Source organism: Labrys okinawensis (assembly GCF_047345005.1).
Classification (GTDB): Bacteria; Pseudomonadota; Alphaproteobacteria; order Rhizobiales; family Labraceae; genus Labrys; species Labrys okinawensis.
Genome location: NZ_CP178864.1, coordinates 6,511,816 through 6,524,840, shown reverse-complemented (window position 1 = coordinate 6,524,840; position 13,025 = coordinate 6,511,816). Strand labels below are relative to the sequence as shown.

The 13,025-nt window shown below is 65.0% G+C and carries 13 protein-coding genes; 7 read left to right on the top strand and 6 right to left on the bottom strand.

Annotated features, from left to right (window positions below; all coding sequences use genetic code 11):
* Positions 1-58: 58 nt before the first annotated feature.
* Together ACMDCR_RS30285 and ACMDCR_RS30280 are read right to left on the bottom strand one after the other, a co-directional pair.
* The gene (locus tag ACMDCR_RS30285) at positions 59-1,186 is read right to left on the bottom strand and encodes a YwqG family protein (protein WP_413990167.1); all 1,128 of its coding nucleotides are present in this window, start codon (positions 1,184-1,186) and stop codon (positions 59-61) included.
* A 4-nt stretch (positions 1,187-1,190) separates the two neighbouring features.
* Positions 1,191-1,931: a ComF family protein gene (locus tag ACMDCR_RS30280; protein WP_413990166.1), complete on the bottom strand. Its 741-nt coding sequence runs from the start codon at positions 1,929-1,931 to the stop codon at positions 1,191-1,193.
* A gap of 196 nt (positions 1,932-2,127) precedes the next feature.
* Between ACMDCR_RS30280 and ACMDCR_RS30275 the strand changes: the two genes are divergently transcribed.
* Positions 2,128-2,868: a Crp/Fnr family transcriptional regulator gene (locus ACMDCR_RS30275; RefSeq protein WP_413990165.1), complete on the top strand. Its 741-nt coding sequence runs from the start codon at positions 2,128-2,130 to the stop codon at positions 2,866-2,868.
* On the top strand, positions 2,861-4,948 hold the full coding sequence (locus tag ACMDCR_RS30270) for a CHASE2 domain-containing protein (RefSeq protein ID WP_413990164.1): 2,088 nt from the start codon (positions 2,861-2,863) through the stop codon (positions 4,946-4,948). The genes ACMDCR_RS30275 and ACMDCR_RS30270 overlap by 8 nt, the downstream gene beginning before the upstream one ends.
* Positions 4,949-4,973: 25 nt before the next feature.
* Here ACMDCR_RS30270 and htpX read toward each other — a convergent pair whose 3' ends face one another.
* From htpX to leuD, 3 genes are all read right to left on the bottom strand, one after another.
* Positions 4,974-5,894 carry a zinc metalloprotease HtpX gene (htpX, locus tag ACMDCR_RS30265; RefSeq protein ID WP_413990163.1) on the bottom strand — a complete coding sequence of 307 codons (921 nt, stop codon included), beginning with the start codon at positions 5,892-5,894 and terminating at the stop codon, positions 4,974-4,976.
* Between the two features lie 207 nt (positions 5,895-6,101).
* Positions 6,102-6,797: a L,D-transpeptidase gene (locus ACMDCR_RS30260; protein WP_413990162.1), complete on the bottom strand. Its 696-nt coding sequence runs from the start codon at positions 6,795-6,797 to the stop codon at positions 6,102-6,104.
* A 266-nt stretch (positions 6,798-7,063) separates the two neighbouring features.
* Positions 7,064-7,669, bottom strand: a complete 606-nt coding sequence (gene leuD, locus ACMDCR_RS30255) for a 3-isopropylmalate dehydratase small subunit (RefSeq protein ID WP_413990161.1) — start codon at positions 7,667-7,669, stop codon at positions 7,064-7,066.
* A gap of 103 nt (positions 7,670-7,772) precedes the next feature.
* On the opposite strand from leuD, the gene ACMDCR_RS30250 reads away from it, so the two are divergent.
* Both ACMDCR_RS30250 and ACMDCR_RS30245 read left to right on the top strand, forming a co-directional pair.
* Complete coding sequence (locus ACMDCR_RS30250) at positions 7,773-8,360, top strand: hypothetical protein (protein ID WP_413990160.1); 588 nt, start codon at positions 7,773-7,775, stop codon at positions 8,358-8,360.
* A gap of 223 nt (positions 8,361-8,583) precedes the next feature.
* Positions 8,584-10,116 carry a trimethylamine methyltransferase family protein gene (locus ACMDCR_RS30245; protein WP_413990159.1) on the top strand — a complete coding sequence of 511 codons (1,533 nt, stop codon included), beginning with the start codon at positions 8,584-8,586 and terminating at the stop codon, positions 10,114-10,116.
* A gap of 298 nt (positions 10,117-10,414) precedes the next feature.
* On the opposite strand, the gene ACMDCR_RS30240 is transcribed toward ACMDCR_RS30245, so the two are convergent.
* Positions 10,415-10,744, bottom strand: a complete 330-nt coding sequence (locus ACMDCR_RS30240) for a CopG family ribbon-helix-helix protein (RefSeq protein ID WP_413990158.1) — start codon at positions 10,742-10,744, stop codon at positions 10,415-10,417.
* 143 nt (positions 10,745-10,887) lie between these two features.
* On the opposite strand from ACMDCR_RS30240, the gene ACMDCR_RS30235 reads away from it, so the two are divergent.
* The 3 genes from ACMDCR_RS30235 to ACMDCR_RS30225 all read left to right on the top strand — a co-directional run bounded on the left by ACMDCR_RS30235 (position 10,888) and on the right by ACMDCR_RS30225 (position 13,023).
* Positions 10,888-11,175 (top strand): hypothetical protein, encoded by a 288-nt coding sequence (locus tag ACMDCR_RS30235; RefSeq protein ID WP_413990157.1) that lies wholly within the window; start codon positions 10,888-10,890, stop codon positions 11,173-11,175.
* Between the two features lie 123 nt (positions 11,176-11,298).
* Positions 11,299-12,441 carry a Re/Si-specific NAD(P)(+) transhydrogenase subunit alpha gene (locus ACMDCR_RS30230; protein WP_413993767.1) on the top strand — a complete coding sequence of 381 codons (1,143 nt, stop codon included), beginning with the start codon at positions 11,299-11,301 and terminating at the stop codon, positions 12,439-12,441.
* A 93-nt stretch (positions 12,442-12,534) separates the two neighbouring features.
* Entirely contained in the window at positions 12,535-13,023 is a 489-nt protein-coding gene (locus ACMDCR_RS30225) for an NAD(P) transhydrogenase subunit alpha (protein WP_413990156.1), read from the top strand.
* The last annotated feature ends 2 nt before the right edge of the window (positions 13,024-13,025 follow it).

Here is a 13,025-nt window from a genome sequence, read left to right as displayed (position 1 = left end):
AGGCGGTGCGAGCGTTATCGAAGTCAAAGAGGCGGTTACTGGGATGTCCACGGCCCTCTCAATCGCTCTGGAACACCATCCAGGCCTTGTCGAAGGCCCTGGCACGCATGTCCTGCTTGCGCATCAGCACATAGAGGCAACCGGAGGGGAGCAGGCCAGCGGCGTCGTCGCGGCCGATCTGCAGCAGCAGGCGCCAGCGATGGGCGGTCTTGAGCAGGTGTCGGGCTTCGGCGGTGTTGAAAGCATCGCCGGTTCCGCAATAGATGCCGTGCGTGGCGAGCTTGGCCATGGCCTGCATGCCGTTCTGCAGCGGGGCGGGCCAGCCGCCGAGGCGGTGGTTCGGGCCCTCGCGGCTGTCGGGCGTGCCGAAGCGGGCGAGCCAGCCTTCGTAGCGGGTCTCATCGCTGTCCTCGTCCCAGAAGGCGCCGGCGTCTTCGCCATGCGCAAAGGCGTCGAAATTCCGGTCACTGGGCGGGATTGTGGTGAAGACCGATCGCGCGGTCACGACAGCCGGCCGGAACAGGCTGTTCCATCTCTCGCGCATCATCGCCGCCAGGACGGCCGGGGCGGGTTTGCGCTCGAGCTGCTCGACTGGCGTCCGGTCCCAGATCAGGCGGAAGCCGGCGGCGGTATGGGGGTCGAAGCCCGGCGGGCGTTCCCAATAGTCGCAGAAGAACAGGAGGCGGCCATGATGGGGCAGCAGAGCCGGGAAACCCGCATGCGACGACAGGCTGGCGAGATCGAGTTGGGCGATGAAGGCGAGCGGGAACACGCTCTCCACCGCAGAAGCGAGATCGCCTCGCTCGCGGCTGAAGAGCCTGGCCTGCTCGGGCGTCATCCAGGAGCCCGGCCGCGTGGCCTCGCTCAGGAGACGCGCAGCCTCGACCCGGTGTGCCCGCGCCCGCACGACCGCGTCCTCATAGGGTGGGCGCTCGGGCCATGCCATGTCGAGGGGCAGGTCTGGCAAACCGCCGATCTTGCTGGCGCCGAGCGGGATCTGCATCTCGTCGGCGACCTCGGTCTCGAGCAGGAGCGCGGGCTGCGCCTGCTCGGCGAGATGGACGGCGGTGCCGGCGGGCAGGCCCGCTTCCTGCAGGGACGCCAGAATGTCCCCGCGGCTCTCCGGCCACGCGATTGGCGCTTGCTTCCCCATTTCCAGCCCCAGCATTACTTCAAGTCCCTGCATTCCATCATTCCAACGGCGTGGCCACCCGGGCGAAGACGAGCATGTCGACGCTTGCAGCGCCGGCGCGCACCAGGGTGCGGGCGGCGGCTTCCGCCGTGGCGCCCGAGGTCAGCACGTCGTCGACCACCACGACCCGCTTGCCCTTGATGGCCGGGCGGTCCGTCGCTGCCACCGCGAAGGCGCCCTGCAGGTTGCGGGCGCGCTCCTTGCGGCTCAGTCCGACCTGACGGGCAGTGCGCTTGGCGCGGGTGAGCAGCAGCGGCTCATAGGCGATCGCCGAGCGCCGGCTCACTTCGCGCGCCAGCAGCGCCGCCTGGTTGAAACGCCTGCGCCACTGACGCAGCCGGTGCAGCGGTATCGGAATGAGCATATCGGCGCCATCGAGGATGTCGCGTCCGGCCTGCGTCATCAATCCCGCCATGAAGGGTGCGATCTCGACACGGTCGCCATATTTCAGCCGGTGCACCAATTCGATCGCCACGCCCTCGTAGCGCGCGGCGGCACGGGCCTTGCCATAGGCTGGCGGGTCGGCGGCCGCCTGGGCCGAGATCATGCCGTCACCATGGTCGTAGACGAAGGGAATCCCCAGCCTTTCGCAGTAGGGCCGCTCGATCAAGGAGAGGTCGCGCCAGCAGGCTACGCAAAGGCCCGCGTGGCTGCCTGTCACTTCGCGACAGACCAGGCAGCGCGGCGGCAGCACGATATCGGCCAGCCGTCCGCCCACCCGCGACAGCAGGCGCGACAACGATGGGAATGCGACGGCATCGGCACACATCCCGGTAAAGTGACAAAGAACCTCTCGACTGTCATCATAACTTGGGGTGTGTCGCCAAGATGGACACTGGTATCATGCTGCAGAATTGCGCCATGATTTGCCGAGCCGGCCCGACATAGCCATTATGGCGGGCGTAGTCCCGCCTTCAGACGGAATGCCCTTGTCGATGTCCGCTCCCCTTCGCACTGCCATCAGCCGCCTGGATATGTTCGCCGGCGCCAGTCCCGACGATATCGACGCCGTGGCCGCCCTTGCCGTCGAGCAGCGTTTCAAGGACGGCGAACAGCTTTTCTCGCGCGGCGCGCCGGGAGAGGGGATGCTGATCGTGCTGCAGGGGTCGATCCGCCTTTCCATCGTGTCGGTGGATGGACGCGAGCTCATCCTGCGCGAAGCCGGGCCGGGCGATGTGATCGGCGAGATCGCGGTTCTTGATGGCGGGCGGCGCACCGCCGATGCGACGGCGGTCGGGCCTGTGGTGGTGGGCTTCATCGGACAGGCGCCTTTTACCCGACTGCTTTCCACCCGCCCTGCCATGCAGATGCTGATCCTGCAGGTGCTGTGCGCCCGGTTGCGCGACACCACCGACCAGCTTGAATCGATCGCGCTCTATCCGCTGGAGGCGCGCCTGGCTCGCTTCCTGCTCTGGCACGTGCAGCGCTTCGGGCGCACACGGCCGGATGGGGGCCGCAGTGCGCCGCTTACAATTTCGCAGAGCGCCATCGCGAGTTTCGTCGGTGCCTCCAGGCCCAAGGTCAACCGCCTGCTCGCCTCCTTCGAGGAGCGCGGGGCCATCGAGAGGCGGGGCGCCATCGTGCATTGCGACGTCGCCGCCCTGACGCGCCTGGCCCAGGCGGAGACGGCTGCGGGCGGAGGAGACGGCGCCAGCCAGGACGCCGAGCGTGGCTGATCCTGCGTTCAAGCCCGCGATTGCGACGGGCCTGGCGGCCTTCATCGTCGGACTCGGCTTCCTCATCCTCAATCCCGGCAACGCGGCAAATACCTTGCGCGAGGAGGCCTTCGATCTCATCGAAGCCGTCATTCCCGCCAAGCGGCTGCCGGATGGCGTGGTGGTCGTCGCCATAGACCGCAACAGCCTGGCCGAAAAGGACTCCTGGCCCTGGCCGCGAGCCCGTTATGTCGATCTCGTCAGCAAGCTGCAGGACGCCAAGCCCGCGGTGATCGGCATCGACATCCTGCTCAACGGTGCCGATCGCCGTGCGCCGGGGCCGACCTTGCGGGAGCTTGCGAAGTCGACCGGCAGGACCGACCTCAACACCGTTGCCGACAGCCTGCCCGATGACGACAAGGCGCTCGGCAACGCCCTGGCGCGATCGGACGTGGTCCTCGGTCTTCTGCTGGACGAAGAAGGCAAGGACGAGCCGCCCTTTCCCGCGATGATCGCCAGAGCCAGGGGAGCGCCGACGCCGCAACCGTCGCAGGCTGCGGAGGGTGTCGATGCCCCCTTGCCTGTGCTCATCGAGGGCGCCGTTGCCGTGGGAGCGCTCTCCTTCTCCGCTGGCACCGGGACAAAGGTGCGGCAGGCGCCTGTTTTCGTGAATGCCGCCAATGAGGATTATGCCGGCTTTGCCGTGGAAGTCTTCCGGGATACCCAGCAGGCGTCTGCCTTCGTGATCGAACCGGACGGAGCGACGATCTCCGTGGGTGATCGTCATATCCCCCTGCGCGAAGGCGCATCCATCCGCCTGCATCTCACCTCGCCCTTGAGCTGGGGAGCCCGCACGGTCTCCGCCGCGGATGTGCTCGATGGCAAGATAGCGGTTGAGCGCTTCGCAGGCCGCATCGTCCTGATCGGCGCGACAGCCCCGGAAGCGGGTGCCTTCCTTGCCACTGCCGTGGCGCCGAACACGCCGACCGTGCAGGTGCAGGCCGAAGCGATCGAAGGGCTGCGCTCAGGCGATATCCCGCTTCGCATCCACAATCCCCGCCTCATCGAGCCGGCGGCGGCAGCCGCGCTCGGCCTGGTCGCGCTTGCCGCCGCCCTCTGGCTCGGGCCGCTGGTGGCAAGCTCGATCCTGGCTGTCCTGATCCTCGGCTGGATCGGCTTCAGTGTCGGCCTCTTCGCCGGCACGGGCCTGCTCATCGATCCCGTCGGGCCACTGATTCCCGCCGTTGCCGCCGCCAATTCGGCCCTGGTCGTGATGTTCGCGCGCACCCGCAAGCTGCGCAACGCCATCGAGCGCAAGTTCGGGCGCTATCTTTCGCCGGAGATCGTTCGCCGGCTGGCGGCGGCCCCGGAGGAACTCAGGATCGAGGGCGAACTGCGCGAGGTCACGGCGTTGTTCTCCGACATCGAGGGTTTCACCACCATGTCGGAGAACGCCGAGCCGCGCACGCTGGTCGGCGCGCTCGATGCCTATTTCGACGGGGTCTGCGCCATCGTCATCCGCCACGGCGGCATGGTCGACAAGATCGTGGGCGATGCCGTTCATGGCCTGTTCAATGCGCCGCTCGCTCTGCCCGGTCATGCCCGGGTGGCGATGGATTGCGCCATCGAGATTGGCCGCTTCACCCAGGAATTCCGCAATCGCGAGGATGCCAGGAAGCTTGGCTTCGGGCGCACGCGCATCGGCCTCGATACCGGGCCGGTGATCGTCGGCGATGTCGGAGGCCTCGGCCATCTCGACTACACCGCGCATGGCGATGCGGTGAACTCGGCCGCGCGGCTCGAAGCCATCAACAAGCAGTTTGGCACGACGATCTGTCTCGGCGCCCGCGCGGCCAAGGCGATCGGCGAACCGGACCTCATGCGCCCGCTCGGCACGGTGGTGCTACGCGGGCGCGCCGCGGAGACGGCCGTGTTCAGCCCCTGGCCCGACGATGCCACGCCCCAGAGGCGGCTGGCGTATCTGGCGGCTTACGCTGCGGTGAGACAGGATTCAGGGCAGGCTCTGGCACTGTTCAAGAGCCTTGCAGAGCAATGGCCTGGTGATCCGGCTGTTGCCTACTGGGTGAAGACGTTGTCTTGAGGGCGTTCTCGGTAAGCGTTCCCGGTTACCCCCACGGCCCGCGCGGCTTCAGGTCGTCCAGCCCGACACCTTCGACGAATCCGGCCTGACGCTTCGGCGCGGCGCCCATGCGCTGGGCGATCGCCTCCAGCGCGGCGATGCGGTTGCCGGTATCGGGATGGGTGGAGAACAGGTTGTCCATCGAGCGGCCCGACAGCGGGTTGATGATGAACATATGGGCCGTGGCCGGGTTGGCCTCCGCGGCTTCATTGGGAATGTGTTGCGCGGCACCGTGGATGCGTGCCAGGGCCGAGGCGAGGGCGCGCGGATTGCCGCTGATCTCGGCGCCGAGGCGGTCGGCCTCATATTCGCGGGAGCGCGAGATCGCCATCTGCACGATCATGGCGGCGACCGGCGCCAGGATGGCGATCGCGATGCTGGCAATGGGACCAGGCCCTTCGCGATCGCGGCCTGAAGAAAAGAACATGCCGAAATTGGCGAGCATCGAGATGGCGCCGGCCAGCGTGGCCGTCACCGTCATCAGCAGCGTGTCGCGATGCTTGATATGGGCGAGCTCATGCGCGATCACGCCCGCCGCCTCCTCGCGCGAGAGCATCTGCAGCAGGCCACTGTTCACGGCGACGGCGGCATTGGCCGGGTCGCGGCCGGTCGCGAAGGCATTCGGTTGCGGATCGTCGATGATGTAGAGCCTGGGCATGGGCAGGCCGGCGTTGCGCGCCAGCCCCGCCGTGAGCTGGTAAAGCTCCGGCTCGCTGCGCGCGTCGACCTCGCGCGCGCCATACATAGACAGCACCATGTCGCCCGAGCGCCAATAGGCGAAGATATTGGTGGCGATGGCGATCGCCAGCGCGATGATCATGCCGGTCTTGCCGCCCAGAACCAGGCCGATCGCCATGAACAGGGCGGTCATGCCGGCAAGGAGGATGGCCGTGCGCGCGTAATGCATCGAAGGAGTCCCGTTTATCCAGCGATAAGATCGGAACTCCACTATAGCCTATGCAAGAGGAAGCCGCATGAAAGCTTTGTCATGTGGCAGATGGAGAGGCTCCAGGTCTCGATTCGAGAGAGTGCGCTCGTAAGGACGGTAGTATCGGCGCTTTTTTCTATCGCCGCTCTTTTCTAAGCCGAGCTCTCATAACGCGCTCTGCCCGCCTTACATTGCAGCGTCGACCTCATCGCCCGGGTCGTCGGAGGCTAGCACCACTACATGGGTGCCCACGGCCGTATTGTTGTAGAGATGGATGATGTCCTGGTTGAGCAGTCGGATGCAGCCCGAGGACATGGACTTGCCGATCGAGGTGGGGTCGATCGTGCCGTGCAGGCGATAGAGCGTATCGCGATTGCCCTGGAACAGATACATGGCGCGGGCACCCAGCGGGTTGCCGGGGCCCCCGGGCATGCCGTCGGCATATTTGGCGGCCTCGGAATCGCGCTTCACCATGTCGGAAGGGGGCGTCCAGGTCGGCCAGACCGATTTGCGCTTGATGGTGGCGTTGCCATGCCAGGCGAAGCCCTCGCGACCCACGCCGACCCCGTAGCGGGTGGCAAGGCCCTGGTCGTGCACATGGTAGAGATAGTGGTTATTGGGGTCGACCACGATGGTTCCGGGCGCTTCGCCTGTCGGATCCGAGACCTCACGGCGGTAGAAGGCTGGATCGATCTGCCTCAGGTCGATCGCCGGCACCGGATAGCCATTGTCCTCGCTGCCGGCATAGATGGCGCGGTAGTTATAGTCGCTCCCGCCCCAGCCGTCGAAGAAGGCGTCCGCCGACAGGCGGCGGGACGACGCGCAGCTGGCGAGAAGGAGAGGGGCGCCGAGCACGAACAGGCGGCGGGACAAATCGGGCATCACAGACCTTCCAAACCAGGAATCAGTATCAATTCGGGCAATTTTCCGGGCGAGTAGAGCTTATCAGGGTTAATAGCTGGTTATCTCGGGCAATAGCTTCGTTAGGAAATTGCCGGCACCAGCTTCTTCGCAACGTCAACCCTAACAATTTGACAGAGTTCCGCCGGTCCAGCCGCCGCGGGTTGCATGGCCGCCACCGGCCCGGCCCCTTCCAGCGCCGGGATTGCAGGACCACGACAAGGCATGCGGGCTTTCGAGCGGCTCATTCAGATCCAAGGGCGCGCCGCAGCCGTCTTCTGCTCGAAGGAGGCGATATGCGGCGTCTTCTCCATGGTCACGCCGATGTCGTCAAGACCCTTGAGCAGCTTGTTCTTGCGGGCCGGATCGATGTCGAACGTGACCGTGCCGCCGTCCGGCCCATGGATCTCCTGGGCTTCGAGGTCCACCGTCAGCGTGGCGTTGGCGCCGCGCCTGGCATCATCGAACAACTTTTCGAGATCGGACTCCGAAACGACGATCGGCAGGATGCCGTTGTTGAAGCAGTTGTTGTAGAAGATATCGGCGAAGGAGGTGGAGATCACACAGCGGATGCCGAAGTCGAGCAGAGCCCAGGGCGCATGCTCGCGTGAGGAGCCGCAGCCGAAATTGTCGCCGGCCACCAGGATCTTGGCGTGGCGATAGGAAGGCTTGTTCAGCACGAAATCCGGGTTCTCGCTGCCGTCGTCGTTGAAGCGCATCTCGGAAAACAGGCCGGCGCCCAATCCCGTGCGCTTGATGGTCTTGAGATATTGCTTGGGGATGATCATGTCCGTGTCTACGTTCGTGATCTCCAGGGGCGCGGCAACACCGGTGAGCGTCGTGAATTTGTCCATTGGCTGAGAACCGTTTCGAACTGAAGCTTTTATTGCCCGGTCTTTTATGGCTTGCTGTTCCGGGTGACAAGTAATTTGGGCGTGAGAGAACCGAGAAGGCACCATGTCTGGTCTGTTACGGCTCAGTGAAGCGGCGCGCCGGGCGACAGTGAAGGCCCTGGCCCCGGCCGAACCCATCGTCTACGTCACCACGCCGGACCCGCGCGAGGCGGCGCGTAATGCCATTTCCACCTTCGGCGCCGGCGCCATGATTACGGTGTTGAGCCTGCCGATCGCCTGGGCCTGTCTCTCCGCGGCCTGGCAGGCCATCGCCAATGGCGGTTCGCTGGTGCTGCCGCTGCTGTTCAGCCTGCTGGCACTGCCGGCCTGCATCTTCGGCGTCTATCTCATCAGCGCACCCTATGCCGCCTATCTCCGCGCAAGGGACCGCGTGGTGCTGATCACCGACCGGCGGCTGGTGCTGATCTCGATCCGCAACGGGGTGGAAGAAACGCTGTCCGCCCGCTCCATCCTCGGCGTCGAGCGCAAGAGCATCGAGCGCGGCTTCGGTACCCTGGAGGTGCGCCACGAGGCCAGGGGCGACGAAGCGGAGACGGTGCTCGCCGGCATGGACAATGTCATGGACGCCGAACTCGCCATCCGCCGCCTTTCGCTCGACCATTCGGTGACGATCATCTCACCGGTGCATTAGCTGGGAGTTCCCGGGTGCGCGGACATCACAGCAACATGCTTGCATGTCGCGATGTCCGCACCTTGGAAACGATGCGCGCAATGGATGGGAAGATGCGGGCAAGATGCCCGCGCACCCGGAGAGCCCCCAGCATTTGTCGCCTCTGGAACAGCCGATGTCTGCTTTCAGTCTTTGACGGCCTGCCTTGCCGTTAGCATCGCTCGAAACAGCAGGGAGCGGGACGATGACGGAAGCAGTGACGGAGGCAAGGCGCTCTCGATCAGGCCGGCGCGGGGCGCGCAGCGGGCCGGCCGCGCCTCCCTACATCACCCGTAAGATCCCGCCCTATGAGATCCTCTCCGAGGAGGCGCTGGCGCTCATCGAGGAGCATGCCGACCGCATCCTTGAGGAGGTCGGCTTCGAGATCCGCGGCGACCAGGAGGCCGTGGATCTCTTCAAGGCGGCGGGTGCCGACACCGATGGCTGGCGCGTCCGGCCGCCGCGCGGGCTGATCCGCTCGATCATCCAGCGCACGTGCCCTGCGAGTTTCATGCAGCATGCCCGCAATCCCGAGCGCTCGGTGATGATCGGCGGCGCCCACACGGTGTTCTCGCCCGCCTACGGCTCGCCCTTCGTCACCGATGCCGATCGTGGCAGGCGCTATGGCACGCTGGAGGATTTCGGCAATTTCGTGAAGCTGGCCTATATGACGCCCTGGCTGCACCATTCCGGCGGAACGGTGTGCGAACCGGTGGACGTGCCAGTCAACAAGCGCCATCTCGACATGGTGCTCGCTCACATGACCCTGTCCGACAAGGGATTCATGGGCTCGGTGACCACCGCGCCGCGCGCCGCCGATTCCATCGAAATGTGCCGGGTGTTGTTCGGGGCCGATTTCGTCGACGCCAATTGCGTCATTCTCGGCAATGTCAACACAAACTCACCCCTCGTTCTCGATGGCGAGGCCTCGCGCGTTATACGCACCTATGCGCGCGCGAACCAGGCGGCGGTCTGCGTGCCCTTCATCCTCGGCGGCGCCATGGGTCCGGTGACGACGGCCGGCGCTCTCGCCCAGTGCTTTGCCGAGGCGATGATGTGCGTGGCGCTGACCCAGCTCGAACGTCCCGGCGCGCCGGCGATCCTCGGTAATTTCCTGTCATCGATGTCGCTGAAATCGGGTGCACCCACTTTCGGCACACCGGAACCGGCGCTGGGCTATCTCGGCATTGGCGCGCTCGCCCGCCGCCTCGGCGTACCCCTGCGCTGCGGCGGCAATCTCTGCGCCTCCAAGATACCGGATGCGCAGGCCGCTTATGAGAGCGCCAATTCGATGTGGCCAGCCTTTCTCGCCGGCGCCCATTTCATCCTGCACTCGGCCGGCTGGGCGGAGGGCGCGCTCGCCATGTCCTATGAGAAATTCGTGATGGATGCCGACCAGCTCGGCGCCCTCCACACTTTGGCGCTCGGCATGCCGGTGGACGAGAACGCCTTCGCCCTCGATGGCTTCCACGAGGTCGGCCCCGGCAAGCATTTTCTCGGCAGCGCCCACACAATGCGCAATTACGAGACTGCCTTCTACGACTTCCCGCTCTCGGACAACAATTCCTTCGAACAGTGGAGCGAGGAGGGCAGCCACGACATCGTCAAGCGCGCCAACCGCAAGTGGAAGGCCATGCTGGAAGCCTATGAGGCGACGCCCATGGATGATGACAAGCGCGAGGCGCTGACGGATTATGTGGCACGGAAAAAGGCCGAGGTGCCGGATGCGTGGTATTGAGACTACCGGATGTCGAGAAGCGACCGGTCAGCGCGTCCGTCCCAGACACGAAGGACCTCGATCTGCCCGGATCTTATGCGGTAGGCCAGCGAAAACGGCGTCCGCGGGATAACGATTTCCCGGATGCTGCTTGGCGACATCAGGCGACCGATTGCCGGGTTTCCATTTGCACCCTTTCAGTGGCCTCAAAATGCACTTCCGCCCGTGACTTCCCTTCAGGAAAGATATTTGAGTAATAATCGTGCATTCACAGATAGTCGATTTGGGCGCTGCGAAGGTATACGATCTCCATTATCAACTACGAGCGCTTCGGGAAAACATCAATCTCCGGAGGCGGTAGCTCCTTTTCGGTTCCAAGGGACTTGATCCATCGACGCATTGCTGCACTTGAAATGAACTCGCCCTTGTCAGCCTCGACAATTGCAGCTCGAATTGCCTCTTCCTTAGTCGCACGGGCATCGAGCATGGCCCCGATGGCCTGAGTTGCCAGCCAGGAAGCGGAACGATCGATGCGCTTGGCTTCCGCATCCAATCGTACCTTGATTGCAGGATCAAGGCGTAACGAGAAAGGAATCGCGGACATAGCAAATACCCATGTAGTCTCTTGTAGCGCAATGTAGTGAAGCATCGGTGCGCCGCAAATGTTCCGCTCGGACGCTTGCGTTCCGGAACCCTGCTCATCGGCTGAGGTTTGCGCCACGCCCACAATTCGCCGCATTGCGCGCAAGGGCACTTCGCGCTAAAGGCCCTTATCCAAGTTTGGGGATGAAAATGGCCGAAGCACATCAAGAAGCGATGACCTCGCACGATTTTTCCGATCACAAGGGCACCTATGAAGGCTTCCTGCGCCTGTCCGGGATCGGTATGGCATGGGTGCTTGGCATCGTCGTCACGCTGGGCATCGGCGGCACGACAAATCATTGGGGCATCGCCTCCTTCCTGCTGATCGTTTCGACGATTGCCAACATCCTGGGCATGGCTGTGAAGAACTGGAGCTGGAAGCCCGGCGCTCTGGTCGTTGTGATCCAGCTCCTGACCCTGCTGCTTCTCACCCATTGAGATCCCGCCGCGGCGGCCATCTTCCGTGATCTCTCCGCTCCCATTTCGGGGAGCCTGGCTCGACCGGCCCTCGCCGGGCGAATGTTCCGTGCCTCCTTATGTCCCCGTCGAGGAGCGACCATGATCGGCATAGCGGTACCCAAAGAAGTCGATCCCGGCGAGCCACGCGTCGGCGCCACGCCCGATACGGTGAAGAAGCTGATCGCCCTTGGGGCCTCGGTCACGGTGGCAGCTGGCGCCGGCCTTGCCTCCGGAATTACCGATGCCGATTACCGGGAGGCTGGCGCCGCCATCGCTCCTTCGAACACCGAAGCCCTGCAGGGTGCCGCGATCGTCCTCAAGGTCCGCCGTCCCGCGGCCGAGGAACTCGTCGCCTATCCCGCCGGTGCGCTGGTGCTGGCGATCATGGATCCCTATGGCCAGCAGGAGGCGCTTGAGGTCGTGGCGCGGGCCGGCGTCGCCGCCTTCGCCATGGAACTGATGCCTCGTATCACCCGTGCCCAGGTGATGGACGTGCTCTCTTCGCAGGCCAACCTCGCCGGCTACCGTGCCGTCGTCGATGCCGCCGCCGAGTTCGGCCGCGCCTTTCCCATGATGATGACGGCGGCGGGCACTGTCCCGGCCGCCAAGGTCTTCGTGATGGGCGCCGGTGTCGCCGGCCTGCAGGCCATCGCCACCGCCCGCCGTCTCGGCGCCATCGTCACCGCCACCGATGTCCGTCCCGCCGCGAAGGAGCAGGTCGCCTCGCTCGGCGCCAAATTCGTGGCGGTGGAGGACGAGGAGTTCAGACAGGCCGAGACGGCGGCCGGCTATGCCAAGCCGATGTCGGCGGAGTACCAGGCCAAGCAGGCAGCGCTCGTTGCCGAGCATATCAGGAAACAGGATGTGGTCATTACCACCGCCCTGATTCCCGGCCGGCCGGCGCCGCACCTTGTCTCATCAGCCATGGTCGAGAGCCTGAAGCCGGGTTCGGTGCTGGTGGACCTTGCCGTCGAGCGTGGCGGCAATGTCGAAGGCGCCAGGGCCGGCGAGGTCGTCACCACGGCCAATGGCGTGAAGATCATCGGCTATCTCAACGTTCCCGGGCGCCTCGCCGCCTCTGCCTCCTCGCTCTATGCCCGCAATCTCCTCGCCTTTGTCGAGACGCTGGTCGACAAGAAGGAGAAGGTGCTGGCGCCGAACTGGGAGGACGAACTCGTCAAGGCGACGCTCCTTACCCGCGACGGCGCCATCGTCCATCCGATGTTCCAGCTGCAGGTTGGCTGAGGGACTCTTCGGTGGGCGGGTCTTCAGACCCGCCTGCTGGCTCTGCGTTTCCGGGTGGACCCAAAGACCCGCCCCCAATTCCGGGAGATCGCCATGGCCGATACGCCGCAGGAACTGCTCGACAAGGCCAATGCTGCCGCCGAGGGCGCCCGGCAGGCGGCCGATCTCGCCCATTCCTATGCAGACCAGATCGCCACCACCATCGGCGCGGCGGCCCATGCGGCGAGCGGGGGCGCGATCGATCCCTTCGTCTTCCGCTTCGCCATCTTCGTGCTGGCGATTTGCGTAGGCTATTACGTGGTCTGGTCCGTAACCCCGGCACTACACACGCCGCTGATGTCGGTGACTAACGCCATTTCTTCCGTGATCGTGGTGGGTGCCCTGCTTTCCGTCGGCGTGTCGATGGCCGGAGAGGGCGGCTCCTGGTGGGCGCGCGGTTTCGGGTTCCTTGCCCTGATCCTTGCTTCCATCAACATCTTCGGCGGCTTCCTGGTCACCGAGCGCATGCTGGCCATGTACAAGCCGAAAGAAAGACCCAAGCCTTCAGCCCAGGACGGGATCGCCCCGCCTGCGGCGCAGTGAGG

Excerpts from the sequence above, each read along its gene's own strand:
- ACMDCR_RS30250 (WP_413990160.1), top strand. The coding sequence starts at position 7,773 with ATGTCTGGTCTGTTACGGCTCAGTGAAGCGGCGCGCCGGGCGACAGTG.
- ACMDCR_RS30225 (WP_413990156.1), top strand. The coding sequence starts at position 12,535 with ATGGCCGATACGCCGCAGGAACTGCTCGACAAGGCCAATGCTGCCGCC.
- leuD (WP_413990161.1), bottom strand. The coding sequence starts at position 7,669 with ATGGACAAATTCACGACGCTCACCGGTGTTGCCGCGCCCCTGGAGATC.
- ACMDCR_RS30275 (WP_413990165.1), top strand. The coding sequence starts at position 2,128 with ATGTCCGCTCCCCTTCGCACTGCCATCAGCCGCCTGGATATGTTCGCC.
- ACMDCR_RS30260 (WP_413990162.1), bottom strand. The coding sequence starts at position 6,797 with ATGCCCGATTTGTCCCGCCGCCTGTTCGTGCTCGGCGCCCCTCTCCTT.
- ACMDCR_RS30245 (WP_413990159.1), top strand. The coding sequence starts at position 8,584 with ATGACGGAAGCAGTGACGGAGGCAAGGCGCTCTCGATCAGGCCGGCGC.
- htpX (WP_413990163.1), bottom strand. The coding sequence starts at position 5,894 with ATGCATTACGCGCGCACGGCCATCCTCCTTGCCGGCATGACCGCCCTG.
- ACMDCR_RS30285 (WP_413990167.1), bottom strand. The coding sequence starts at position 1,186 with ATGCAGGGACTTGAAGTAATGCTGGGGCTGGAAATGGGGAAGCAAGCG.
- ACMDCR_RS30240 (WP_413990158.1), bottom strand. The coding sequence starts at position 10,744 with ATGCTTCACTACATTGCGCTACAAGAGACTACATGGGTATTTGCTATG.
- ACMDCR_RS30235 (WP_413990157.1), top strand. The coding sequence starts at position 10,888 with ATGGCCGAAGCACATCAAGAAGCGATGACCTCGCACGATTTTTCCGAT.